20 protein-coding genes, 2 tRNA genes and 1 riboswitch are annotated in these 24,832 nt (G+C 76.4%); of the genes, 15 read left to right on the top strand and 7 right to left on the bottom strand.

Annotated elements, in window-relative coordinates; translation table 11 throughout:
- Positions 1–92 precede the first annotated feature (92 nt).
- Positions 93–1,058, top strand: a complete 966-nt coding sequence (locus AB0N04_RS35915; RefSeq protein ID WP_363365649.1) for an NPCBM/NEW2 domain-containing protein — start codon at positions 93–95, stop codon at positions 1,056–1,058.
- 63 nt (positions 1,059–1,121) lie between these two features.
- On the opposite strand, the gene AB0N04_RS35910 is transcribed toward AB0N04_RS35915, so the two are convergent.
- From AB0N04_RS35910 to AB0N04_RS35900, 3 genes are all read right to left on the bottom strand, one after another.
- Positions 1,122–1,826, bottom strand: a complete 705-nt coding sequence (locus tag AB0N04_RS35910) for a DsbA family oxidoreductase (RefSeq protein WP_360218593.1) — start codon at positions 1,824–1,826, stop codon at positions 1,122–1,124.
- A gap of 156 nt (positions 1,827–1,982) precedes the next feature.
- Positions 1,983–2,504: a universal stress protein gene (locus AB0N04_RS35905; protein WP_360218590.1), complete on the bottom strand. Its 522-nt coding sequence runs from the start codon at positions 2,502–2,504 to the stop codon at positions 1,983–1,985.
- Between the two features lie 159 nt (positions 2,505–2,663).
- Positions 2,664–4,814, bottom strand: a complete 2,151-nt coding sequence (locus AB0N04_RS35900) for an asparagine synthase-related protein (RefSeq protein ID WP_360218587.1) — start codon at positions 4,812–4,814, stop codon at positions 2,664–2,666.
- Positions 4,815–5,519: 705 nt separating this feature from the next.
- On the opposite strand from AB0N04_RS35900, the gene AB0N04_RS35895 reads away from it, so the two are divergent.
- The 9 genes from AB0N04_RS35895 to AB0N04_RS35855 all read left to right on the top strand — a co-directional run bounded on the left by AB0N04_RS35895 (position 5,520) and on the right by AB0N04_RS35855 (position 15,585).
- Entirely contained in the window at positions 5,520–6,947 is a 1,428-nt protein-coding gene (locus AB0N04_RS35895) for an MFS transporter (protein WP_360218584.1), read from the top strand.
- Between the two features lie 77 nt (positions 6,948–7,024).
- Positions 7,025–7,082 (top strand) — tRNA-Ser (locus AB0N04_RS35890).
- Between the two features lie 419 nt (positions 7,083–7,501).
- The gene (locus tag AB0N04_RS35885; RefSeq protein WP_360218581.1) at positions 7,502–9,079 is read left to right on the top strand and encodes a TROVE domain-containing protein; all 1,578 of its coding nucleotides are present in this window, start codon (positions 7,502–7,504) and stop codon (positions 9,077–9,079) included.
- Between the two features lie 131 nt (positions 9,080–9,210).
- The gene (gene lhgO, locus AB0N04_RS35880; RefSeq protein ID WP_360218578.1) at positions 9,211–10,446 is read left to right on the top strand and encodes an L-2-hydroxyglutarate oxidase; all 1,236 of its coding nucleotides are present in this window, start codon (positions 9,211–9,213) and stop codon (positions 10,444–10,446) included.
- Between the two features lie 55 nt (positions 10,447–10,501).
- Positions 10,502–11,332: a tRNA (guanosine(46)-N7)-methyltransferase TrmB gene (gene trmB, locus AB0N04_RS35875; protein WP_360218576.1), complete on the top strand. Its 831-nt coding sequence runs from the start codon at positions 10,502–10,504 to the stop codon at positions 11,330–11,332.
- A 116-nt stretch (positions 11,333–11,448) separates the two neighbouring features.
- Complete coding sequence (locus AB0N04_RS35870; RefSeq protein WP_360218573.1) at positions 11,449–12,747, top strand: PrsW family intramembrane metalloprotease; 1,299 nt, start codon at positions 11,449–11,451, stop codon at positions 12,745–12,747.
- An 88-nt stretch (positions 12,748–12,835) separates the two neighbouring features.
- Positions 12,836–12,909, top strand: a tRNA-Met gene (locus tag AB0N04_RS35865).
- A gap of 195 nt (positions 12,910–13,104) precedes the next feature.
- A complete protein-coding gene (locus tag AB0N04_RS35860; RefSeq protein ID WP_360218570.1) occupies positions 13,105–13,905 on the top strand; it encodes a hypothetical protein in 801 nt (266 codons plus the stop codon).
- A 477-nt stretch (positions 13,906–14,382) separates the two neighbouring features.
- On the top strand, positions 14,383–15,585 hold the full coding sequence (locus tag AB0N04_RS35855) for a hypothetical protein (RefSeq protein WP_360218566.1): 1,203 nt from the start codon (positions 14,383–14,385) through the stop codon (positions 15,583–15,585).
- Here the strand turns inward: AB0N04_RS35855 and AB0N04_RS35850 are convergent, their stop codons facing one another.
- The 3 genes from AB0N04_RS35850 to AB0N04_RS35840 form a co-directional block, all read right to left on the bottom strand.
- Entirely contained in the window at positions 15,586–16,386 is an 801-nt protein-coding gene (locus AB0N04_RS35850; RefSeq protein WP_360218563.1) for a class I SAM-dependent methyltransferase, read from the bottom strand.
- Between the two features lie 99 nt (positions 16,387–16,485).
- Positions 16,486–17,232: a sensor domain-containing protein gene (locus AB0N04_RS35845; RefSeq protein ID WP_360218560.1), complete on the bottom strand. Its 747-nt coding sequence runs from the start codon at positions 17,230–17,232 to the stop codon at positions 16,486–16,488.
- 165 nt (positions 17,233–17,397) lie between these two features.
- Entirely contained in the window at positions 17,398–17,997 is a 600-nt protein-coding gene (locus AB0N04_RS35840) for a GNAT family N-acetyltransferase (RefSeq protein ID WP_360218557.1), read from the bottom strand.
- A gap of 42 nt (positions 17,998–18,039) precedes the next feature.
- Between AB0N04_RS35840 and AB0N04_RS35835 the strand changes: the two genes are divergently transcribed.
- The gene (locus AB0N04_RS35835) at positions 18,040–18,912 is read left to right on the top strand and encodes a hypothetical protein (protein WP_360218554.1); all 873 of its coding nucleotides are present in this window, start codon (positions 18,040–18,042) and stop codon (positions 18,910–18,912) included.
- Between the two features lie 149 nt (positions 18,913–19,061).
- Here the strand turns inward: AB0N04_RS35835 and AB0N04_RS35830 are convergent, their stop codons facing one another.
- Positions 19,062–19,895 (bottom strand): M23 family metallopeptidase, encoded by an 834-nt coding sequence (locus AB0N04_RS35830; RefSeq protein ID WP_360218551.1) that lies wholly within the window; start codon positions 19,893–19,895, stop codon positions 19,062–19,064.
- Between the two features lie 12 nt (positions 19,896–19,907).
- A riboswitch (cyclic di-AMP (ydaO/yuaA leader) is annotated at positions 19,908–20,066 on the bottom strand.
- A 245-nt stretch (positions 20,067–20,311) separates the two neighbouring features.
- On the opposite strand from AB0N04_RS35830, the gene AB0N04_RS35825 reads away from it, so the two are divergent.
- From AB0N04_RS35825 to AB0N04_RS35810, 4 genes are all read left to right on the top strand, one after another.
- Positions 20,312–20,602 (top strand): YiaA/YiaB family inner membrane protein, encoded by a 291-nt coding sequence (locus AB0N04_RS35825; RefSeq protein WP_360218549.1) that lies wholly within the window; start codon positions 20,312–20,314, stop codon positions 20,600–20,602.
- A 124-nt stretch (positions 20,603–20,726) separates the two neighbouring features.
- The gene (locus AB0N04_RS35820) at positions 20,727–21,554 is read left to right on the top strand and encodes an alpha/beta hydrolase (protein WP_360218546.1); all 828 of its coding nucleotides are present in this window, start codon (positions 20,727–20,729) and stop codon (positions 21,552–21,554) included.
- 127 nt (positions 21,555–21,681) lie between these two features.
- The gene (locus AB0N04_RS35815) at positions 21,682–22,251 is read left to right on the top strand and encodes a TetR-like C-terminal domain-containing protein (RefSeq protein WP_360218543.1); all 570 of its coding nucleotides are present in this window, start codon (positions 21,682–21,684) and stop codon (positions 22,249–22,251) included.
- Between the two features lie 194 nt (positions 22,252–22,445).
- Positions 22,446–24,767 carry a SpoIIE family protein phosphatase gene (locus tag AB0N04_RS35810; protein WP_360218540.1) on the top strand — a complete coding sequence of 774 codons (2,322 nt, stop codon included), beginning with the start codon at positions 22,446–22,448 and terminating at the stop codon, positions 24,765–24,767.
- The last annotated feature ends 65 nt before the right edge of the window (positions 24,768–24,832 follow it).

Here is a 24,832-nt window from a genome sequence, read left to right as displayed (position 1 = left end):
CTTCATCGCGCACGAAGACCTCAAGATCCGTAACATGCTGCGGTCCCCCGCACCGAAGCCCGACCCCGAGACGCCGGACACCTTCCTGCGCCGTGGCCGCCGAGGGCCTGGGCGCCGCCGCCAAGGCCGGGATCGCCGCCGCCGTCGCGGTGGCCGCGGCCGCCGTCGCCGCGTACGCGCTCACCGGATCCTCCGAACCCCTGCCCCCGGCGGCGGCTCCCGCCGTCACCAGCGCCCCGGCCGCCCCGAGTCCGGTGGCGCCCGCCCCCGCGCCGCCCGCCCCCGCGCCAGCCCCGAGCAGTGCCGAACCGGAGCCGGAGCCGCCCGCGCCGAGCCCGGTCGCCGAGCCGGTCACCCGGCCGACGCGCGCCCCCGCTCCCACCCCGACCGCGGCGCCGACGAGGCCGAAGGCCGCACCGCTCACCCCGCGGGCCACGCCGGCCCCGGAGCCGACCCGCACCCCGGAGCCGGAGCCGACCCCGGTCGCGTCCCCCGTGCCGACGCCGACCGTGCCGGCCGTCCCCACCCCCGAGCCGCCGGACGTCCCCGTGCCGACCGTGCCGCCGGTGCCCACCCCGACCGTCGTCCCGCCCTCGCCGCCGGCTCCCACCGACTTCTGGGCCGACTCGCTGCCCGTGGTCAAGCCCGGCCGGAACCGGGTGCCGCCGGAGGGGCCCAGCATCCGGCAGAACGGCAGCGACTGGTTCTGGCAGCGCGCCGGGGCCTGGATCGCCGGTGACCGCCACCCGCACGCCGTGACCGTGCGCGCCCCGGCGACCACCGTGATCGACCTCAACCGCGGCTGCACGTCCTTCGACGCCGTCGCCGGGGTCGACGACACCACCCTGTCGCCCGGCGGCGTGGTCTTCACCGTCCAGGGCGGTGACGGCGACGTCCTGTGGCGCTCCCGCCCGTTGGCCGCCGGGGACGACGCCGTCCCGGTGCACGTACCGCTGGCCGGGCAGCGGTCGATCCGGCTGGTGGTCACACCGGTGCACGGGGTCTGGTCGGCGCTGAACGTGGCGGACTGGGCCGAGGCCCGCTTCAGGTGTTCCTGAGGCGGGCCCCGGCGGGGTGCGTCAGCGGCCCCGGTCGGACCGGGGCGGGCGGGACGGGTCGGGTCAGATCGCGCAGGCGCCGTCCGCGCAGGCCTCCCCGGCCGGGGCGACCTGCACCGGGGCCGGCCGGCGCTCGCCGATCTCGGCGGCGACCTGCTCCAGCACCTTGCGGAAGGTGTCGGCCTCCTGACCGCCCTGCACCGCCCACTTGCCCTCGAACACGAAGGTCGGCACGGCGGTGATGCCCAGCTCCCGGGCCTCGGCCAGCTGGGCCCGGACCTCGTCGGCGCCCTCCTCGCCGGCCAGGTAGGCCGTCACGCGGTCCCGGTCGAGTCCGGCGGACACCGCGACGTCCGCCAGCGCGGCGCGGTCGCCGACGTCGACGCCGTCGGTGAAGTGCGCCTTCAGCAGGGCCTCCTTCAGCCGCCCCTGGGCGGCCGGGCCGTACTCGGTCTCGGCGAGGTGCAGCAGGCGGTGGCCCAGGAAGGTGTTGGCGTGCAGCGCGGCGTCGAAGTCGTAGGCGATGCCCTCCGCCAGCCCCAGCTCGGCCACCCGGGCGTCCATCGCCACGGACTGCGGGCCGTAGCGCTCGGCCAGCCAGGCGCGGTGCGGGCTCGCCGTCGCGGGCGCGTCCGGGACGAGCTGGTACGGCCGGTAGACCACCTCGACGCCCTCCCGGCCCGGGAAACCCTCCAGCGCCTCCTCGAAACGGCGCTTACCGATGTAGCACCAGGGGCAGGCGATGTCGGACCAGATCTCGACCTTCATGAAGGGGGCTCCAGGGGTGGGGGCGGGGGACGCTTGTCGGGATAGGTGAACGATGAACCATCTCGGTACATTCCCGACACCGCCGGCCGGCCGTCCCTCTGCCCGACTGCCCGGTGGTCCGGTGGTCCGTCCGCCCGGGCGACCGTCCGTCCGCGGTCAGGCCTCGACGGGCGCCGGGACCACCAGCACCGGGCAGGCCGCGTGGTGCACGGCCGCCGCGCTCACCGAACCCAGCAGCAGCCGGGCGAAGCCCCCGTTCCCCCGCGTGCCCAGCACCATGGTGTGCTGCCGGGTCGACGCCTCCAGCAGCACCTCGATCACGTTCCCCAGCACCACGTGCAGCGACATCTCCCCGGCGAACGGCTCGGCGCGCTGCCGCTGAACCGCCGCCACCGCACGGCGCAGCCCGTCCGCCATGCTCTCGACCAGCGTCTCCACGCTCTCCTGCACCAGCTCCGCCATCCCGGGCGGATAGCCGGCCGGCGCCGGGTTGACCACGGCGAGCACGTACAGCGGCAGGCCGAAGAGCTCCGCCTCGGTCATCGCCCGGTCCAGGGCCCACAACGACCCGTCCGACCCGTCGCACGCGGCCAGCACCCCCGGCGGCCGGCCCGTCGGCGGCCGACCCAGCACCGACAGCACCACGGGTACGGACTCCTCCGCGCTCACGCTGGCCACCACGACCTCCTCACCCGCGGACCGGCTCCGCCCCGCCATCATCGCCCGGCGCCGGCCCCGAGCCCCGCCGTCCCGGACCGGGCGCGCCGCGGCGGGCCGACCGCGCACCGGACCGCCGGACCCGCGCCCACCTGGCTGATCCGCGCCGCCCGCCGGCGGTCAGCCGAACCGGACCGGGGCCAGTGCCGGCGGGCGGGCCACCGGCAGGCCCGTCCAGCAGGCGCCGTGGCGGCGGGCCCGCACCCGGCGGAGCCAGAGCTCGGTCGAGACCAGCTCCGCGAGGCCGGCGAGGGCCGCCGGGGAGAGCGGGGTCGCGGGGTCGGTGAGGCCGGCCCGGACGGCGGAGAGGTCGATCAGGCCCGCCTCGGCGAGCAGCGGGGCGTCGAAGAGCTCGGCGATGCCGTCCGCGGCGAGGCGCAGGCCGGCCCGGGCGGGGGCGGTGCGGTCGGGGCGCGGTCCGCGGCCCCAGTCGGGGGGCAGGTCGGTGCGTCCGGCGCCGGTGAGCACGGCGTGCAGCAGGGCGTGCCGGGCGCCGGGCTGGAGCCGGACGTCGTCGGGGAGCAGCCGGGCGGCGCGGACCACCTGGTTGTCGAGGAACGGCGCGTGCAGCCGCTGGCCGGGCTGCTCGGCGGCGTGGACGAGCGTGCGGTAGGAGCGCGCGTGCCGGTGGAGGGCGTGCCGGGCGCGGTGCGCGCCTGGATGTTCCTCGGGCGCCGGTCGGCGCGCCGCCAGTCGGAGCCGCAGGGCGACCGAGGAGAGCGCCTCGTCGGAGAGCCAGCGGGCGGCCGGGCCGGGGACGCACCAGGCGAGGTCACCGGCAGAGCGGTCCCCCGCCGTGCCGGCCCCGCCCGGGACGTGCCGGGCCGTCAGCTTGGCCGCCGCGTCGTCCAGCGCCTCGGCGTACCGGACCCGGGAGAGCCGGTGGGCGGCCCGGACCACGGTGAGCGGGGTGCGCAGCGCCCCGGTCAGCACCCCCGCGACGGCGCGGTCCGCCCCGGCCAGTGCGGCGACCGGGGGCAGCAGCTCGCGCGGGCGCCCGGCCCGGATCAGGTCGGCGAGCCGGGCGGGGTGCCCGTCCAGGACCTGCCGGGCGCCGTAGCCGGTGAGGTGGTCGGTGCCGCCGACGTCGAAGCGGGCCTCGGCGCGGGAGGCCGCGACGAGCTCGGGGCCCGGCTCGTCGGTCAGCCGGCCGGCCGGGGCGTCGGCCCGCAGCCCGGCGTACGGGAGGGTCCCGGGGCCGGGGTCGAGCACGGTGTGCCGCAGCCGGGGGGTGTCGGGGGCGAGCGCCAGGGTGGTCGGCGGCTCGGTCTCGCCGAGCGTGACGGCGGCCAGCTGTTCCGGCGGGGCGGGCTCCCGGGCCGCGGCTCGGGCCCAGGAGCCCTTGACCGCGCCGTTCCTGGCGACGCCGGCGCCGCCCGCGCCGGGCCCGGGCGCGGCGCTCGCGGGTGCGGGCGGCAGCGGGACGGCGGCGGCCAGCAGGGCGACGGTGGCGGAGGCGGTCCCGTAGGAGAGGTCGACGCCGAGCCGGGCGCGGGCGGCGGCGCCGGAGGGTGGCGCGGGCGCGGTGGTGCGGACCCGGGAGCGGACGGACTCCAGCAGCGCGCGGGTGAGTTCGCGGACCGCGGGCGCCTCGTCGCGCGGCTGCTCGCGGACGGCGGGATCGTCGTACGCGGACAGGTAGGGACGGCCGCCGCGGACGGCGAGCACGTGGCCGGGCGGCACCTGCTGGACGCCCAGGTACGGGGTGCCGCTGCCGAGCGCCTCGGGCGATTCGGGGCAGGCGAGCCGGGCGGCCAGGTGGCCGGTGTCCAGCGGGGCGCCGACCAGGTCGGCGAGCGGGAGGGCGGCGGTGGCGTAGGCGGTGCCGCCGGCCCAGGGGGTGTGGAAGACGGGCTGGGCGCCGGCCAGGTCGGTGAGCAGCAGGGTGGAGCGGGTGCCGGTGCGCAGCACGACGGTGTAGCTGCCGGGCCAGGCGGTGAGGTGGCGGACGGCTCCGCCGCGGGCGGCGGCGAGGCCGGCGGCGAGTTCTGCGTCGGCGGCCCCGCAGTGGCCGAGGACGGCGAGGCGGGTGGTGGCGGGGGTGTCCTCGACGGGGTCGGGCGCGGTGGGGCCCGTGGTGACGGTGGCGGGCGCGCCGGGGCGGAGCGTGGCGAGGCGGATCTCCTCGGGGCGCCAGTCGCCGACGGCCCAGAGCGGGTCGGGGCCGGTCCACAGGGGGCGCGCGGCGATCGGCGCGACCGTTCCGGGCGTCTCGTGCGCGGGCGTGCCCGCCCGGAGCGCGCCCGTGCTCCAGCCCGTCAGCCACCGCATCGCGCCTCCACCCGACGAGGACCTCCACCCGAGCGGCGCGTCCACCGCCGGGCGGCTCCTCGCCGGTCCGCGGCGTGCCGTGGCGGCCGCCCCGTTTCCGGCGCGCCGTCAGGAGACATCGTGCCACCGGTCGGCGCATCCGTGGCAGGTGTCGGGGGTTCCGGTTCCGTGGCCGATCCCCTTGCCACCGAAGGGTGTTGACGTGCTCACGCACGTGACGGGGCGGGCCGGGCCTCCCCCTCCCCGGCCCGGACCGCCCCCCGCACCGCCTTGGCATGGGCATCGCGAGATGGCCGAAAGGCGTCGCCCGGTCCGGGAGGGCGTCCGCACGCCCTCCCGGACCCAGCCACCGCCCGCGGGGATGGAGGCGGCGGTGTCCCCCGGCCCGCCGGGTCCTCGACGGCGGGCCGACCCACGGGCACCAGCGAATCGCCGACCAGCCGGTCGGGCCAGGGGGCACGGCCGGGCGCACGTGAACACGGGACCGGAGCACGACGCTCCGGCGCGCGGTAATACCCACCCGCGCCGAGTGGTCCGGACCAACCCCGGCGCCCGGCCCGCGCGACACCGCCGGGTGCGCGATCCCGCCATCCGGAATGCGGCCTCTTAACCGTCGGAACGCGTCCGACTACTCTAGGTACAGCAGCTACGGCCCGGTGCCGCCCGGGCCCCGCGCACAAGGCCGCAGGAGGTGCCGCCGCCACCATGACCGTCAGCCCACGAGGACCGAACGAACGGCTCGGCACGCTCCTGACCCTCGCCCAGATCAGCAACGCCGGACTTGCCCGCCGGGTCAACGACCTCGGCGCCCAGCGCGGTCTGACGCTGCGGTACGACAAGACCTCGGTGGCCCGCTGGGTCAGCAAGGGGATGGTCCCGCAGGGGCCCGTCCCGCACCTGATCGCCACCGCCATCGGCGGCAAACTCGGCCGCCCGGTACCGCTGGAGGAGATCGGGCTCGGCGACACCGACCCGGCCCCCGAACTCGGCCTGGCCTTCCCGCGCGACGTCGCCGAGGCCGTCCGCTCCGCCACCGACCTGTGGCGGGTCGACCTCGACCTGCGCCGCGGCCCCGGCGGCGGACGCTGGAGCGACAGCCTGGCCGGCACCTTCTCGGTGGCCGCCTACGCGACGCCCGTCTCGCGCTGGCTGATCACCCCGGCGGACGGCTCGGTGGCCCGCGAGGTGCCGCGCTCCCCCAGCGACGCCTCCTCCTACCGGGTCGGCCACTCGGACGCCGCCAAGCTCCGCGAGGCCGCCCAGGAGGCCCGCCGCTGGGACTCCAAGTACGGTGGCGGGGACTGGCGTTCGTCCATGGTGCCGGAGTGCCTGCGGGTCGAGGCGGCCCCGCTGCTGCTCGCCTCGTACAGCGACACCGTGGGCCGGGCGCTGTTCGGCGCGACCGCCGAACTGACCAGGCTGGCCGGGTGGATGGCCTTCGACACCGGGCAGCACGAGGCGGCCCAGCGCTACTACATCCAGGCCCTGCGGCTCGCCCGGGCCGCCGCCGACGTGCCGCTCGGCGGCTACGTGCTCGCCTCAATGAGCCTGCAGGCCGGGTACCGGGGCTTCGCCGAGGAGGCGGTGGACCTCGCCCAGGCCGCCCTGGAGCGCAACCGGGGCCTGGCGACCGCCCGGACGATGAGCTTCTTCCACCTGGTGGAGGCGCGGGCCCAGGCCAAGGCCCGCAACGCGGCGGCGTGCGCGACGGCGCTCGGTGCCGCGGAGAGCGCGCTCGAGCGGGCGCGCGCCGGGGATCCCGATCCGGCGTGGATCGACTTCTACGCCTACGACCGCCTCGCCGCCGACGCCGCCGAGTGCTTCCGCGACCTCGGAGTGCCCGCCAAGGTCCGCCAGTTCACCCGGGAGGCGCTGGCCAAGCCCACCGAGGGCTACGTCCGCTCGCACGGACTGCGGCTGGTGGTCTCGGCGATGGCCGAGGCCGAGGCCGGCAACCTGGACGCCGCCGTCGCCGCCGGCGAACGCGCCGTCGAGGTGGCCGGCCGGATCTCCTCCCAGCGCAGCCGGGAGTACGTGGTGGAGATGCTGCGCCGCCTGGAGCCCTTCCACGGCGAGCGCCGGGTGCGCGAACTCGCCGAACGCGCCCGCGCGGTGACGGTCGCCCCGGCCTGACGGGGAGGCTCCCGGCGGTAATTCGGATGCACCGGCGGGAGGGGCCTGGCTATGGTCTCTCTCGTCCAGGTGCGCAGGCCGGGGTTACTTCCACTCCTAATGGGCAGGTCGCGGGTTCGAATCCCGTCACCGGCTTCGGGCCGGTGTAGCTCAGTGGCCAGAGCAGCTACGTCACCTCAGCCGCCTTCGATCTCTGGACACCCACACGTGAATACGTTTTCCGCACCTCCCGGTGCGCCGGCAGCGGTTACTTCGGTCGAGTGCCCCCGTGGGGCGCGTTGAAGCCGGATCTCCATCGACCGCGGCCGACTCCGATCTCGGGGGGCTGAGCGCCGGGGTGCCCGGTGCGCAGGCGGGGGTTACTTCGGATCTTGCGGTTCCGGGTTCGAGTCCCGGGCGTGCCGTGCGCGAGCGCGGCCGCTAGCTCAATCCGGGTAGAGCACAAGGCATACACCTCCGCCGACGTCGGCCTCCGGGCCGGCACGATCTCGGGCACCCCTTCCTCCGCCACGCCTCCCTCCCGCTCCGAACCAGCAGGCCAGGGGGGCTTCGCCATGTCCCGATTCAACGTCCGCAAGGCCAAGGCCGCACCGGCCTCGCCGGTCTCCACCACCGGCCGGCGCGCCCGCAACCACAACGGCGGCACCGGCCACGTCCGGGACCGCAGGTCCGAGCTCTTCCTGCTCGCCGTCGCCAACACCGTCGGCCAGGACACCTTCCACGAGCGCGCCGACGACCGCGACGACCGGTACGCCGCGCTGGTGCGCGAACTCGCCGTCGCCGATCCCGAGTGGACCCTCGGGCTGCTGCGCTGGCTGCGCCACGGCGCCCAGCTCCGGACCGCCGCACTGGTCGGCGCCGCCGAGTTCACCCGGGCCCGGCTGGACGCCGGTGCCCACGGCCACTCCCGGCAGGCCGTCGACGCGGTGCTGCGGCGCCCCGACGAGCCCGGCGAGCTGCTCGCGTACTGGACCTCGCGCTACGGCCGGGCGCTGCCCAAGCCGCTCAAGCGCGGCGTCGCGGACGCCGTCCGCCGCCTCTACGACGCCCGCGCGCTGCTGAAGTACGACACCCCGGGCAAGGGCTACCGCTTCGGTGACGTCCTGGAGCTGACGCACCCGGCCCCGGACCCGGCGAAGCCCTGGCAGGGGGCCCTGTTCGCGCACGCGCTGGACCGCCGGCACCGGCCGGAGGAGGCCGTCCCGCCCGCGTCCGACCCGCTGCTGACCGCCAACCGCGAACTGCTCGCGCTGCCGGTCGGCGAGCGGCGGGACGCCGTGACGGGGCCCGGCGGCGCCGAGCGGGTGGCCGCCGGCGGGCTGACCTGGGAGGCGCTGGCCGGCTGGCTGCAGGGCCCGCTGGACGCGGCCGTCTGGGAGGCCGTCATCCCGTCGATGGGCTCGATGGCGCTGGTGCGCAACCTGCGCAACTTCGACCGGGCCGGGGTGTCGGACGCGGTCGCGGCCGACGTCGCCCGGCGGATCGCCGACCCGGGGGAGGTCCGGCGCTCGCGCCAGTTCCCGTTCCGGTACCTGGCCGCCCACCGGCAGGCCCCGTCGCTGCGCTGGGGGCACGCGCTGGAGACCGCGCTCTCCCACTCGCTCGCCAACGTGCCCGCGCTGCCCGGCCGGACGCTGATCCTGGTGGACCGTTCAGGCTCGATGTTCGACCGGCCCGACGGCCCGACCCAGCTCAACCGGGCCGACTCGGCGGCGATCTTCGGCACCGCGCTGAAGGTCCGCGCCGCCGACGCCGACCTGGTCGAGTTCGGCAGCACCAGCCGGGTGGTGCCGGTCGCCCGGGGCGAGGCCGTGCTGCGGGTGCTGGAGCGCTTCTCCAGCCTCGGCGGCACCGACACCGCCGACGCCGTCCGCGCGCACTACCGCGGCCACGACCGGGTGGTGATCGTCACCGACGAGCAGACCGGCCCCGGCCGCTGGGGCCGCGACCCGCTCGCCGCGGTGCCGGCCGCGGTGCCCGTCTACACCTGGAACCTGGCCGGCTACGCCCTCGGCCACGGCCCCAGCGGCGGCGCGAACCGGCACACCTTCGGCGGCCTCGGCGACGCCGCGTTCCGGCTCATCCCGCTGCTGGAGGCCGGGCGGGACGCCCGCTGGCCCTGGGAGGCCTGAACCGCCGGAGCGCCGGGCCCGGGACGGGCGGTCGGGGGGCCGCCCGCCCCTGGCCCGGCGCGCCCTCGACCCGGCCCGCCCCGCGTGGCAGCATCGGCGGCGGGGGGCGGACGGACGGCGAGGAGCTGGCGGTGGCGCACGACGTCGACGTGCTGGTGGTGGGCGGCGGGATCGTCGGCCTGGCCACGGCGTACGCGCTGACCCGGGCCCGACCGGGCCTGCGACTGGCGGTGCTGGAGAAGGAGCCCGGCTTCGCCGCGCACCAGACCGGCCGCAACAGCGGGGTGATCCACAGCGGCGTCTACTACCGCCCCGGCTCGTACAAGGCCCGCTACGCGGTGACGGGCGCCGCCGAACTGGTGGCGTTCTGCCGGGAACAGGGCGTCCGGCACGAGGTCACCGGCAAGCTGATCGTGGCCACCGACGAACGGGAGCTGCCCCGGCTGGCCGCGCTGGCCGGACGCGGGCGGGCGAACGGCATCCCGGTCACCGAGCTGGACCGGGCCGGGATCACCCGGTACGAACCGGAGGTCACCGGACTGGCCGGGCTGCACGTCGGCACCACCGGCATCTGCGACTTCCCCGCCGTCGCGATCGCCTACGCCCGGCTCGCCCGGGAGGCCGGCGCCCGGCTGCACCCCGGCTGCGAGCTCCGCGCCGTGCACCGCCGGGCGGACGGCGTGACGGTGCGGACCTCCGACGGGGAGCTGCGCTGCCGGGTGCTGGTGAACTGCGCCGGGCTGCACAGCGACCGGATCGCCCGGCTGGCCGGCGACGACCCCGGCGTGCGGATCGTGCCGTTCCGCGGCGAGTACCACGAACTGGCCGAGGGCCGGCGGGGCCTGGTGCGCGGCCTGGTCTACCCGGTGCCCGACCCGGCCTTCCCGTTCCTGGGCGTGCACCTCACCCGGGGCGTCGACGGCGGCGTGCACGTCGGCCCGAACGCGGTGCCCGCCCTCGCCCGCGAGGGGTACGACTGGCGCACCGTCCGGCCGCGCGACCTGGCCGGCACGCTGGCCTTCCCCGGTGCCTGGCGGATCGCCCGGCGGCACTGGCGGTACGAGCTGGGCGAGTTGCACCGCTCGCTGTCCAAGCGGGCGTTCACCGAAGCCGTCCGGCGGCTGCTGCCCGCCGTCACCGCCGAGGACCTGGTGCCGGCCGGCGCTGGCGTGCGGGCCCAGGCCGTCGCCCGGGACGGCTCGCTGCTGGACGACTTCGCCTTCGCCGGCTTCGACCCGGCCGACCCGCGCTCCCCGCGCCGGACGGTGCACGTGCTGAACGCGCCCTCCCCCGCCGCGACGGCCTCGCTGCCGATCGGCCGTGAGGTGGCCCGCCGCGCGCTGGCCGCGCTGGAGGCCGGCGGATGAGCCGCGTCACAGGCCCCGCCGGGCGCCGCCGGCGGCCCCGTAGACTCGGGTGATTGTGACTGCCACCGCCCCGATCCCCCAGCCCTCGCCGTCCGCCCGGCTGTCCGCCGCGCCGGCCGGCTACCCCGCGCCGATGTACCCGCACAAGGCCACCGAGGCCCAGCACCGCGAGCGGCGCATCCGCAGCTTCCAGCCGCGCCGGGGCCGGATGACCAACGCCCAGGCGGGCGCCCTGGACCGGGGCTGGGAGACGTACGGCATACCGATCGACGGCAGCCCGCTCGACCTGCGGCAGCTGTTCGGCGGGCTGCCGGTCACCCTGGAGATCGGCTTCGGCATGGGCGAGACCACCGCCGCCATGGCCGCCGCCGACCCGTCCGCGGGCATCCTCGCCGCCGACGTCCACACCCCCGGCCACGGCAACCTGCTGGGCATGCTGGAGCGCGACGGGTCGCAGAACGTCCGGCTGGCCGCCGGTGACGCCGTGATCCTGCTGCGCGACATGCTGCCGGACGCCTCGCTGGCCGGCCTGCGGGTCTACTTCGCCGACCCGTGGCCCAAGCCCAAGCACCACAAGCGGCGGCTGGTCCAGCCGTCCTTCCTGGACCTCGTGCTGCCCCGGCTCGCACCCGGCGCCCTGGTGCACTGCGCGACGGACTGGGAGCCGTACGCGGAGCAGATGCTCGCCGTACTGTCCGACTCCCCGGAGCTGGAGAACCTGCACCCCGAGGGCGACGGCACCGGCTGGCTGGAGCCCGCGGACCACCCGGACGGCAGCGTCCCGGGCTACGCGCCGCGACCGGACTGGCGCCCGGTCACCAAGTTCGAGCGGGCCGGACTGGCCAAGGGCCACGTCGTCCACGACCTGCTGTTCCGCCGCCGCTGAACCCCCGCCAGGAATTCGAACAGGCCACCGCACGCTGACCGTTCGGGCGCGCCCCGGACGGACGACTCGTCCCGAGTCCTCCCGACCCGGGGGTGCGGTGGCCTACCCTGTGCCGCATGGGCAGTCCGTCCGGCGGCGGGTCCCGGGCCACCGTCCAGGCCGCCGCCGACGCACCGGAGACCGGCCCGCGCACCGGAGACACCCGGACCATCCCGGGGCCCCGGAAGCGTAGGGCCCGGCGTCCGCTGTCCCGGCCGGACGCCCCGTTCCCCACGACCCCGGCCCCGCCGCCCCGGCGCGGGCGGTCGGTGGCGCTCTCCTCGGTCACCGCGACCGCCGTGCTCACCCTGGTCGGCTGCGGAGTGCTGATCCTGCACCTCGTCCAGCGGCAGACCGGCACCGTCGGGCTGCTGGTCGGGATCGGCCTCGCGATGGTGCCGCTGCCGTTCGTGCTCGGCGCCCTGGCCTGGCTCAACCTGACCGCCCGGGTGCCACTGCGGCACACCGTGTTCTGCCTCGGCTGGGGCGCCTGCGCGGCCACCACCGTCGCCATCCTCGCCAACAACTGGACCGCCAGCTACCTCACCGCCCACCAGGGCGCGCTCGGCGAGCTGCTCGGCGCCGGCATCGCCACCCCGGTGATCGAGGAGACCGCCAAGGCCACCGCCCTGCTGGTGCTGCTGCTGCCGCTCGGCCAGCGGCTGCGCTGCCACGGCCGGCGCACCGGGCGGCCCTGCGACCCGCTGCTGCGCCGCCTGCCGGCGGCCCGGGTCCCCCGGCCCCACCCGCACCGCCCGGCCGCCCCCGGCCGGCTCCGGCTGCGCCCGTACCTGCGCCCGCTGCCGTACCTGTGCCCGGCCCCGGCCTCCGGCACCGGCCCGCACCGCCGCTCACGGCCGCGCACCCTGGCCGCCGGGGTGGTGCTCGGCGGGATGACCGCCTGCGGCTTCGCCTTCACCGAGAACGCCCTCTACCTGGGCCGGGCCTTCACCAGCGACCAGCGGCAGCGGCTGGACAGCATCGGCCTCGGCGACCCGCCCAGCCTGCGCGACTTCGACAGCACCGTGCAGACCTTCGTACTGCGGGCGCTGCTCTCCCCCTTCGCGCACCCGCTGTTCACCGCGCTCACCGGGATCGGCCTGGCCGTCGCCCTCACCAGCGGCCGGCGGTGGCTCTCCCGGCTGGCCGCACCGCTCGGGCTGCTCTCCGCGATGGCCCTGCACGGCACCTGGAACGCCGCCGCCGACCTCGGGACGGACGGCTTCCTGGTGGTCTACGGCGTGCTGATGGTGCCGTGCTTCGCCGCGCTGGTCTGCTTCGCCGCCTGGGCCCGGGCCCGGACCACCCGGCACGCGTCGCGCCGGGGACCGGAGCCCGGCGGGGGGCGTGCCGGCCGGGCCGCCCGGACCGTCTGAGGGGGGTTCCCCTCCGGGCCGCCCGCGAGGGGCGCCGGAGAAGCGATTTCCCATCGCGGCGACTTCCCCGTATTGTTGTGTTCACCGACGCGGGGTGGAGCAGCTCGGTAGCTCGCTGGGCTCATAACCCAGAGGTCGCAGGTTCAAATCCTGTCCCCGCTACTCAGTAGCACAAAAGGCCCGGAGGATCCGTCCTCCGGGCCTTTCGCGTTCCCCGGGCAAAGCGAGGCCACGGTCCTGCCACGAAGCTGTAACGGGGGCCCGTTCCAAGATCTGCTGTCCGTGGCCTCGACCATACTGAGGAAAAATTCATCCAGTTGGGGGCGGCCGGGCCGCGCCCGGATTAGGAAGCACCTCATGCTGTCGAAGCGCCTGGCCAGCACCGCCGCGATCTGCCTGCTCCTGGCGGCGGGCACCGCCGCATGCGGCGACAACAAGGGCGACACCAAGGGCGACGCCAAGACCGGCGCGGGCGCCGCGGCGGCCCCGCAGAAGCTCGACACCGACAAGCTGAGCGCGCAGGACATCGAGAAGCAGGCCAAGGACGCCCTCGCCGGCGCCACCTCCCTCAAGATCGCCGGCTCGATCGTCGACGAGGACGGCAAGACCGAGTTCAACCTGGCCGTGGACACCAAGGGCCAGTGCAACGGCACCATGTCCGCCGGGGACAAGGGCCAGTTCGAGATCATCAGCGACGGCAAGACCACCTACGTCAAGCCCGACAAGGCGTTCTGGACCAACCTCGGCGGCCCGAACGGCGCCCAGGCCGCGGAGCTGTTCAAGGGCCGCTACCTGACCGGTCCGGCCACCGACCCGAAGATGCAGTCGCTCGCCTCCGTCTGCAACCTCGCCGAGTTCAGCAAGAAGATCGTCGAGGACGACGGCTCGGACGGCAAGGCCGAGAAGGGCTCCGCCGGCACCGTCAACGGCGTGAAGACCTTCAGCCTCAAGGTCACCGACACCAAGGGCGAGGTCTCCACCATCCACGTCGCCACCGAGGGCAAGCCGTACCCCGTCCGGATCGAGCACACCGGCGCCAAGGACGGCAACGGCAGCGTCGACTTCAGCGACTTCGACAAGCCGATCACCGTCCAGGCCCCGCCGGCCGACAACACCATCGACTTCTCCAAGTTCGAGAACCAGATCAAGTCCGCCTGACCGGGCGCGGCCACCGCCCTGCGGACGCCCGGACGGTGGCCGCGAATAATCCGTTGCCCTCCCCGCGGTGGGCTGCCTATCGTGGCGGCACACTGAAAGGAGGTGATCCTGAGTTGAGTTCCTTCAGGATGCGTGAGGTGGCTGCTCGCTAGAGCCGCCCCTGCCTGCGCAGGGAGAGGCCCGAGGCCTCCGGCAGGCGAAATCCACAGCAGTCACCCGGCCCGCGGGCTCACCGGAACATCCCCGGTGCCTCGGCGCCCGGCCAGTGCACGGGCCGGCGCGGAGGAGCAGCCCGCGGGCTGTCTGCTGTCCGGAGGCGTCCGCACCACCCCCACCCCCCGATGTCACCCCCGCGGATCCGCGCCCGCCCGCGTCGTACCCGGGCCTCCCCCGGGTCGTTCCCGGGGTGGGGCCGCGGCGCTAGAGTCGGCGCGGGGTTCCGGAGCGGAGCGGCGCGGACACAGGGGGTGGGCGGCGATGACGAAGGCGCGGCAGCGGGGCGGCACGGCGGCCCTGCGGACGGCCCGGTGGGCCGCCACCGGGGTGCTGGCCGGGACGGGCCTGCTCGGACTGCTGCTGTTCTCGCTCGGGCGGGAGCACGGCTGGCAGGCCCTCGGCGGCGGCCTGGTGGTGACCGGCGCCTCCGCGGTGCTCGGCGGTGCGCTGGGCTTCCTGTTCGGGGTGCCGCGGGTGCGCGGCGGCGGCACCGGCGAGCCGCAGGGCTCGTACGCGCCGAACACCAACCTGGAGCAGGTGTCCGACTGGCTGACCAAGGTCCTGCTGGGCGTCGGGCTGACCCAGCTCGGCTCGCTCGGCGAACGGCTGCACCAGCTCGGCGCCGCGCTCTCGCCGGCGCTCGGCGGGGGCGAGGGCGCCGCCCCCTTCGCCGCGGCGCTGGTGCTGTACTTCCTGGTCTTCGGCTTCCTGGCCGGCTGGCTGGTCACCCGGCTCGCGCTGCCGCAGGTGCTGACCGACGCCGACCAGGCCCTCGACCTCTTCCTCGCCGGGCAGGACCGCGACCGCAAGGGCGACAAGGTGGGCGCCGACGACCTGCGGGTCCGCGCGATGCAGCAGCTCGGGCTGCTGGGCGGCAGCGCGGAACAGCCGGCCGCGCTGGCCGGACAGCTGCCGCCCGCCGCCTCCCCCTCGGCCGGGCCGGACGGCGTGGTGGCCGAGGTCCGCTCGACCGCGCGCCGCTCCGCGCTCACCTCCGACCAGGTGCGGGACCTCTACGCGGACGGGTCCGAGGGCCGGCGGATCCAGGCCCTCGCGCTGATGCAGGGCGACCCGTCGCTCGCCCACCTGCCGAGCGTGCTGGACGCGATCGAGCACCCGCGCTCGGGCTTCGAGCAGTACCACGCGCTGCTGGCCGCCCGCGGCCTGCTCTCCCGGCTGCCCGGCCCCGAGGCGCAGCGGCTGCGGGACGCGGTGGCCGGGCAGCTGATGCTGCCGGACGGGATCCCGTACGGGTCGGACCGCAGCTGGCTGGCCGAGAAGATACTGTCCCGGCTCGGGCCGGCGGCCTTCGTCCCAGCCCAGTCGGGCGGCGCCCAGGCGGTGCCGTCCCCGGATCCGGCCGGTGTTCCCGGTCCGTTCCCGGATCCGGCCGCGGCACCCGGGCCGGTGCCGGTGCCCGGTCCGGCCGCGGCGCCGGATCCGGGCTCGACCGGCGCTCCCTAGCTAGGACCCGTCCCGGGCGGCCCGGCGGCGGTGGTCGGCGGCCCGCAGCACCAGGAGGCGGCGGGTCCGGCCGTCCTCGGCGCGGGGGAAGCGGCGGATCTCGCTGGCGATGCAGCGCTCGCCGAGCGCGCGGCGCAGCGGGTCGAGGTGGCCGCAGCGGCGGCCGTGGCCGTCGTGCAGCGGCTGGACCCGGACCTCGCCGTCCGGGGAGGTGACCCGGACGAGTTCGGCCAGTGCGGCCACCTGCCCTTCGATGCCGAACCGTTCGGGGTAGGCGAAGAGCAGGTAGGCGCTCAGGGTGAGGGCGAAGGAGCCGTCGGCGAAGGGCAGCCGGGGCAGTGCGGCGGCCACGTAGCGCTGCGGGTGCGCGGCCGCGTCGGCGGTGAAGAGCCGGCGGGCGCGGTCCCAGCTGCGCAGGTAGCGCTCGGAGCGGTAGGGGTGCGGCGCCGGGTACAGGTGGGGCCGGGCGGCCATCGCCGCGGCCATCGAGGCCCGGGCGGCCAGCGCGTGGGCGGCGACCTCGGGGGCGGGGAGCACGTAGGCCGGGTCGGCGGCGATCACCCGGCAGCCCAGTTCGCGCGCTTCGGCGGCCAGCCCGGCCGCACCGCCGGGGCAGTCAAGCAACGGGCCGGGAAGGGCGGCGAGTTGGGACCGGGTGAGGTCGAACAGAGCGCAGTACTCGTCCAGTGGCCGGGAGGTGACGAGGACGGCGGCGTCCACCGCGACCGGGGCCTCGGCGGCCGGCCGGGCGGCGGGCCCGGCCCCGGTGCCCCGGTCGGCGGGGGTGCGTACGGCGGCCACCCGGCCATCGGAACACGCGGCGGCCCCGCCCGCATCCGGGGGTCTCCGGACGGGGGCGGGGCCGGTGTCGGCGGGCGGGGGTCGGCGGCCGGGCGGGGGTCAGCCGGCGAGCAGGCTCCGGGCGGCGGACCGGTTCACGGCGGTCAGGCCGCGGACCAGCTGCGCGGTGAGCAGGACGAGCAGCACGCCGGCCAGCGAGAAGGCGGCGATCTGCCAGGCCCCCTCGACGTAGTAGACGTGCCGGACGTGGTCGCTGTCGGAGAAGTCGAAGAGCCGGTAGCCGCGCCAGTCGGTGAAGGTCGGGAACACCCAGTGGTACGCCGGGTAGAGCGCCATCGCCCAGCCGAGCAGCAGGAACGTCGTCGTCATGGTGAAGCTGAAGACCGCCCACGGGAACATCACCACCTGGTGGAGCGCGGCCTTCCAGCCGGCCGGGTCGGCCAGCCGCGCGGTGATCGCGCCCCAGGTGCCCGGGCGGACCTGGCGCACCGGCTCCGGCTCGGGGACGTCCAGGCCCAGCATGCCGCGGGCGCGGGCCCGCTCCGTCCGGCCCAGGCCCCGGGCGGCGGTGGTCAGGCCGGCCAGCACGGGCAGGCCGAGGACGGTGACGACGGTGCCGAGCCCCAGGCAGAACAGGGTGATCACGAGGGAGAAGCCGACGACGGCCACCGGCAGGCCGGTGAGCGCGTAGCCGATCTCGCGGTAGTACTGCCCGGAGAACGGCGCCCGCCAGAAGGACGGCACCGACCCGGGCCGGCTGGAGCGGGCGGGGGTGCGGTACGGGTCGTCGCCGTAACCGCCGAGGACGTCCCAGTCGCGCTCCTGCATGCTTCGGCTGCTGCTCATGTCCCGGCCTCGGTCCCTCGTTCTCGGTTGCTGACCCGGCCAGTCTGGTCGAGCGGGCGGTGCGGAACGATCCGGGGACCCGGCGGATCGGGGGTGGGGTTAACCCCCCGGTCCGGGAGCGCGCTCAGCCGTGCGGACCGGCCGGGCGGGGTCGGCCCGGCGGGGTCAGCCGAGCCGGGTCGGCCTCGTGCGCCGGCCGGCCGGGCCGGCCCACTCCCCGGTGGTCAGCGCGTACCGGTGCGCGCCGGACCGGACGCCGCCCCCGGGCGGGTCGTGTCGGACCGGCCCCTGCGCCCGGAACCCGAGCCGGGTGAGCACCGCGGCGGAGGCCCGGTTGTCCACGTCGACCCGGGCGGTGAGGCGGCGCAGGCCGAGGGCGCCGAAGGCCAGCCCGCAGAGCAGGCCGACGATCTCGCCCGCGTGACCGCGTCCGCGGGCCCCGCGGCCGACCGCGTAGCCGAGCTCGGCGCAGCGGCCGGTGCCGAGGGTCAGGGAGGCGTGGGCGATCGGGGTGGCGTCCGCCGGGTCCTCGGCGTCCTCGCGCCGGGTGACGGCGAGCTGGTACGTCCGCCGTTCCCGCGCGAGCGCCTCCTCCAGGTAGAGCTCGATCTGGTCGGCGCAGGTCTCGCGGTCCCAGGGGTCGAACGGGAGGTACCGGGTGACCTCCGGGTCGCCGAACAGCGCGTGCAGCGCGTCCACGTCCCCGGGGGTGTGGTGGTACTCGCGGATGGCCAGCCGGGAGCCGGTGAGTCGTACGGGGACCATGGCTGGCGACCCTACCCCCGGCCAGCGGTTACCGTTCGGGCTATGAACGACGAAGACCTGCGGCTCGCCCCGCGCACCAGGGCCGCCGACCTGCTCGCCTGGGCGGCGGCGGAGGGCCGCGTCCCGGTGGCCGAGGGGCCGCTGCGAGCCGTCCTGGCCCTGCTGGAGCTGGGCGGGGGCAGGATGCACGACGGCTGGCCCGAGCTGACCTCGAACGCGGTGGAGCACCTGCTCTACGAGCGTCTCCACCTCTACGTCCAGCCCGGGCCGGAGACGGACCCGCTGGCGTACGGCGCCGCGGTCGAGCTGCTGGTGGACCACCAGCGGGCGGCCCGGCGGCTGAACGCCAAGCGGCAGGAGCGGCTGCACGCCGAGGCCGAGTGGCAGGGCGAGGTCGCGGCCGGACTGCTGCGCCGGGCCGACCTGGTGACCTGGCCCCGGCTGTACGCGCTGCTGCTGCACGCGTACGAGGTGGACGTCGCGGACCCGGCGGCGGTGCGGGCCTGGCTGGACGGCTTCCGGGAGCTGGCGGAGGAGGAGCGGCTGGCCGCGATCGCCGCGCTGGTCCCGACCGGCTGGCTGGACGAGCTGGACGAGCAGGGCTGGGGGCCGGCCCGGGTGCTGTCGGTCGGCATGGCGACGGACGGCGCGCGCCGGCTGCTGGAGCAGGGGCTGATGCGGCGCAGCTACCGCAACCTGGCGGAGCTGACCGCCGCGGGCCGGCCGATGCCGGACGAACTGTCCGGTGACTTCGGGGAGTTCGAGGAGGCTGCGGCGCAGGCCGCGCTCGACCTGTGCGGCGAGTGGACCGTCCCGGGGCTGGCGCGGCTGCTGCTGGAGGAGTTCCCGGACCTCGCACCGGAGCCGGGGCAGGAGGAGATCGACGCCTACCTGGCGGCGCTGCCGCAGGAGTAGCCGCCCGCGGGGCGCCGTGCCGGAGCCCCGGCCGCACGCGTGCGGCCGGGGCTCCGGTCCGTTCGGGTCCACCGCGGCCCGCCGCGGTCGACGGGGGTCGGCGGGGGCCGGCGGGTGCCGGCTCAGCGGGTGCCGGCGGGAGGATCGGCTCAGGGGGTGAGGCCGCGCTGCTCCAGCCAGGTCTCCGGGTCGACCGGGGCGCCGCCGCCGGGGCGGACCTCCAGGTGCAGGTGGGGGCCGGTGACGTTGCCGGTGGCGCCGACCTTGCCGATCTGCTGGCCGGAGGTGACCTTGCCGGAGCCCTTGATGATCGAGGAGAGGTGGCAGTACCAGATCTCGGTGCCGTCGGGCAGGGTCTCGACGATCCGGTAGCCGTACGAACCGGACCAGCCGGCCGAGGTGATGGTGCCCTGGCCGACCGCGAAGACCGGGGTCCCGGTGTCGGCGGCGAAGTCCAGACCGGTGTGCAGGTGGGCCCAGTAGCGGGCGCTCTGGCCGTAGTGGGCGGAGAGGTTGTAGTCCTTCACCGGCAGGGTGAGGGCGGCGGCCTTGGCCCGCTCGGCCTCCTCGGCGGCCCGCTTGGCCTCGGCCTCCTTGGCGGCGGCCTTGGCCTCGGCCTCCTTGGCGGCCTGGACGCGGGCGCCCTCCTCGGCGGCGGTGCGCTGGCTGTCGGCCTGCTGCTGGATCCGGGCGGCGAGCGCGAGCCCGGGGTCGGCGGAGAGGGCGACCGGGGTCTCGTCGGGGGCCTCGACGGCGGGCGCGGCAGCCGGGGTGGCGGAGGCGAAGCCGGTGGCGCCCAGGGTGGCCGCGACGGCGGTGACGCCGAGCAGCGGGGAGGCTCCGCGGGTCTGACGCGGCATCCGGTGCCGGTTGGCGTCGGCTTCCGGGGCGGGGTGCTCCAGGTCGGCCATGCCGGGGTGGTCGAGGAGCCGGGTACCGGCTGCGGGGCCGGCCGGGTGTGCCGGGGTGTGCGTCGACGCCACGGAGGCGCGCTCCTTTCCTTCCTTCGCGCCTACCGGGTTAGCTGACGGGTTCGGAGCAGGAAGGTCTCCTACGGCCGGGCCTGGGCCCCGCCGATTCACCCCAAGGAACGTGGTTCCCCGGCTCCCTGGCCTGCCCGGAGGCCGGCCGGCGGGATTAGGCGACGGCGCACGGTGCCGTCTGGGTACGGCGTTGACGACCGCGCTGCGTTATCAAACGTTAATCCTAGGGCGCCCCGATTCCAAGCCGTCCGCCCGGGACGACCGCAGATGACCAGGGCGCTCTGGTAGGTGATGGCGGGTTTTGTCCCCATTGACCGGCATTGAGCCGCTCGACGTGATCGAACGTCAGCGAACGACCCCCCATCTGAGTACGCCTACTCATGTGCGGACCGATCACCCCGCCGCATCCTGACGCCATGAACGCACCGATGCAGTCCCGCACCACGGCCGCGTACTACATCCAGGCCGTGCTCTCCTTCGCGCTGTCCGGCGGAGCCCTCGCCGTCGGGATCGCCTACCTGCCGGTCGGCGGCTGGACCCGCGCCTTCCTGGCGATCGGGCTCCTCTACACCGTCACCTCGTCCTTCACGCTCGCCAAGGTGGTCCGGGACCGGCAGGAGACCAACGAGATCGTCACCCGGGTGGACCAGGCCCGGCTGGAGAAGCTGCTCAGCGAGCACGACCCGTTCAAGGTCGACGGGGTCTGAGCGGGCACCGCGGGACCCCGGGGGCGGACGGCACCGAGGGCTTGACGGCTAAGGCTATTAGCCTTAGCTTTATGGCTATCGGCAGACGCCGACGACCCGCAGCGGCGGTCCCAGGAGGCCCACCATGAACGCCACCAGCGCCACCAGCACCCAGTACCTCGACGTCCCCGGCGGGCGCATCGCCTACGACGACACCCGGCAGGGCGACGGCGCCCCCGTCGTCCTGCTCCCCGGGATGCTCGACACCCGCGCCGCCTACCGGCACCTGCACCCGCTGCTGACCGCCGCCGGCCACCGCGTCATCACCATGGACCTGCGCGGCTTCGGCGAGTCGTCGATCGTCTGGGACGACTACTCACCCGCCGCCATCGCCACCGACGTCCTGGCCCTGCTGAACCACCTCGGCATCGAACGCGCCGTGCTCGTCGGCAACTCCTACACCGGCGCGACCGTCGTCAAGGTCGCCGGTGACGCCCCGCAGCGGGTCGCCGGGATCGCCCTTATCGACGCCTTCGTCGAGAACCCCCCGGCCAACGCCCTCATGCGCGGCGTCGTCCGCGCGATGGGCGCCCTGATCGTCCACTGGCCGGCCTTCTGGGGCTTCTACCACCGCAAGCTCGCCTTCCCCGGTGCCAGGCCCGCCGACTTCGACGCCTACGTCGACGGACTCGTCGCCGCCATGCGCACCCCGGGCCGCCGGACGGCCACCCGCGGACACGTCTCCGGCGACTCCGCGCCGATCGGCTGGACCGCCGCCGTCCGCTGCCCCGCGCTCGTCGTCATGGGCGGCAAGGACCCCGACTTCCCCGACCCGGAGGCCGTCGCCGACCGGCAGACCGCGGCGCTCGGCGCCCGGAAGGTCATGATCGAGGGATCCGGCCACTACCCGATGGCCGACGCCCCGGAGGCCACCGCCGGCGCCCTGCTGCCCTTCCTCGCCGAGCTCGCCTGACGCCTGACGCCCGGCCCCGGCCGCGGGCCCGCTCGCCCGAGCCCGGTCCGCCCCGCCGCGCCCGGGCCCGCCCCGGTCGTCCGCACCGCCCGCCCGCCCGTCCGCCCGTCCACGGAGAGACCGCACCATGCCCCGAGTAGGACTGACCCCCGACCAGGTCGTCGGCCACGCCCTCGCCCTCATCGACGAACAGGGCTCCGAAGCCCTCACCCTGGCCGCCGTCGCGGCCCGGGCCGGGGTCGCCACCCCCTCGCTCTACAAGCACGTCAGCGGCGGGCTCGCCGAGCTGCGCCGGCTGCTCGCCGTCCGGGTCACCGAGGAGCTCGCGGACCGGCTGGCCGAGGCCGCCGTCGGCCGCAGCGGGGACGACGCCGTCGCCGCCGTCCTGCGCGCCTACCACGCGTACGCCGCCGAGCACCCGCACCGCTACGCCGCGCTGCCCCAGGCCCCGCAGCCCGACGACGACCTCTCCCGCGCGGCGGCCCGGCTGGTGGGCGTGATCATCGCCGTCCTCCGGGAGTACGGCCTCGACGGCCCGGAGGTGATCCACGCGGCGCGCACCGTCCGCTCCGTCGCCCACGGCTTCGCCTCGCTCTCCATCGCCGGCGCCTTCCAGCTCGCCGAGGACCTCACCACCACCCACGACCGGCTGATCAGCACCCTCACCACCGGCCTGCGCTCCTGGCCCTCGGCCTGAGCCCGCCGCCGGGGCGCCGACCGGCCCGGGCCCGCGGCGGGGAGGGCGGGAGCACCGGTGCCGGTGGGGCTGCGGGGGCGCCGTTCACCCGCTTCAGCACCCACTTGAGAAATAAGGTATTAAGAATTAAGTGCCCCTCCGGGCACCCAAAGGGCACCCACCACCCTCCTCGGAACGGAAAGGCCGGGTATCCGATGGACCTGACCTCGCCGTGGCTCCCCCCGTCCGAGGACGACAGCCGGACGCAGCCCAGCAGTCCGGGCGGCCGCAGCGCCATGCGCTGCGTGCGCTTACTGCTCTCCTGCACCACCGCCGCCGAGCTGCTCGGCACCGTCCTCGCCGAGGGCCCCGGCTGGATCACCGGCGAGGGTTCCGCGCTCTACCTGCTGGACCCGGCCGGAATGCTCCGGCTGACGGCCTCGCACGGCCTGCCGGACTGGGCCCACGAGCGGTACAGCACCGTCGACCCGGCCGGCGACCTCCCCGCCGCGATGGCGCTGCGGCTGCGCCGCCCCTACCTGCTCACCCCCGAGCACACCAGCGTCGACTACCCGAACCGGAACGCCGGCATGGGTACCGGGATGGTCGCCGTGATCACCCTGCCGATGATCGTCGACGAGCGGCCGGTCGGCGTGCTCGCCCTGGCGCTGGCCCACCGGGGCACCGTCCCCCGCCGCGACCTGGACGTCCTGGAGACCATCGGCGACGCCTGCGCCCACCGGCTGTCCCACCTGCTCGACCACGCGGACGCCCGGCGCCCGCAGGGCCCCGCGCCGGCCCCCGAGGACTCCGGCCGGCCCGCCGGCCTGGCCCACCCGATGCTGTCGCTGGCCGTCCGGGCCGCCGGGCACGGCGCCTTCGAGCGCGACCTCGTCACCGGGGAGAGCTACTGGGACGCCGAGGCGTTCCGGATCACCGGCCAGCCGGCCGCCCCGGACGGCGCCGCCCCGGAACTGGACCGGATCGTCCACCCCGAGGACCTGCCGGACGTCCAGGCGGCGGTCGCCGAGGCGCTCGCCACCGGCGGGCGGTACCGGATCGCGTACCGGGTGCTGCGCGGGGGCGGCCGGGCGGCCAGCATCGAGGAGACCGGCGAGGTGATGCTGGACGTCCACGGCCGCCCCGTCCGGATCGCAGGGCTGTTCGCCGACCGCGAGCACGGCCGCAGGCCCGGGCGGGAGCGCCCGGAGGAGCCCGCGGGTGCTCCCACCGGCCCCGGCTCGCCCACCGCCCGCGCCGGCGCCGCCCCCGCCGGCGCCGCGCCCGACACGGCCCGGCGCGACGCCCCGGCCACCGCCCGGACCGCCCTGCTGCTGGCACTCACCCGCGCCCTGTCCCGGGCGGTGACCGTCCGGGACGTCACCACCACCGTCACCGACGTCGCCCGACCGGCCTTCGGCGCCGCCAGCATCGTGCTGGACCTGGTGGACGAGGGCCGGCTGCTGCCCGTCTCGCACACCGTGTACGGGGGCCCGCGCCGCACCGAACTGACCCGGCTCGCGGACCTCTCCGAGGGCGTGATGCAGCACGCCCTGACCCGCTCCGCCCCGCTGTTCAGCGAACCCGGCGCGGCCCGCGGCCAGCGCGGCCCGCTGACCCCGGCCGCCTGGGCGGTGCTGCCGCTGATCGCCTCCGGGCGGCAGGTGGGCTCCTGCCTGATCACCTTCGCCACCGAGCGCGCCTTCAGCCGGGAGGACCGCACCCTGTACTCGGCCTTCGCCGGGATCCTGGCGCAGTCCCTGGAGCGGGCCCGGCTGTACGACACCCACCACCACCGGGCCACCCAGCTGCAGCGCGCGATGCTCCCGCGCACGCTGCCCCGGCTGCCCGGGATCGCCAGTGCCGCCCGCTACCTGCCGAGCACCGAGGGCATGCAGATCGGCGGCGACTGGTACGACCTGCTCCGGCTGCCGGACGGCCGGATCGGGCTGGTGATCGGCGACGTCCAGGGTCACAACGCCGAGGCGACGGCGGTGATGGGCCAGCTGCGCAGCGGTCTGCGCGCGTACGCGACGGACGGGCACGACCCGGCCGCCACGCTGGCCCGGACCAGCCGGCTGCTGGCCGAGCTGGACACCGACCTGTTCGCGACCTGCCTCTACCTGACCCTGGACCCGGCCGACGGGGCGCTGACCGCCGCCCGGGCCGGGCACCCGCCGCCGGTCCGGGTCGCGGACGCCCGGGCCGTCGAGCTGGACGTGCCGGGCGGGCCGCCGCTGGGCGTGGACCCGGGGCAGCCGTACCCGCTCACGGTCGGCCGACTGGCGGTCGGCGAGACGCTGCTGGCGTACACCGACGGACTGGTCGAGGACCGCGAGGAGGACTACGACGAGTCGGTGCAGCGGATGCTCGGCGGGCTGGAGCTGTGGGCCCGCCGGACCGGCCCGGACCGGATCGGCGCGGCGCCCGCGCTCGAACGGCTGGCGGACCTGCTGACCCTGAACGTGACCGAGCGGCGGTCCCGGCCGGACGACGTGGCCCTGCTGCTCCTGCACCGGACGTCGCCCCTTCCGTAACACCGTGCACACGTTCCCCCCACATCACCGGATGCGACTCGGCCATTCGCGACCCGCTCCGGGCC

Origin of the sequence: Kitasatospora sp. NPDC051702, from assembly GCF_040681575.1 — a bacterium.
In the GTDB taxonomy this organism is placed as follows: Bacteria; Actinomycetota; Actinomycetes; order Streptomycetales; family Streptomycetaceae; genus Kitasatospora.
The sequence above is the reverse complement of the archived record's forward strand: the minus strand, read 5'-3'. Positions and strand labels throughout refer to the sequence as shown.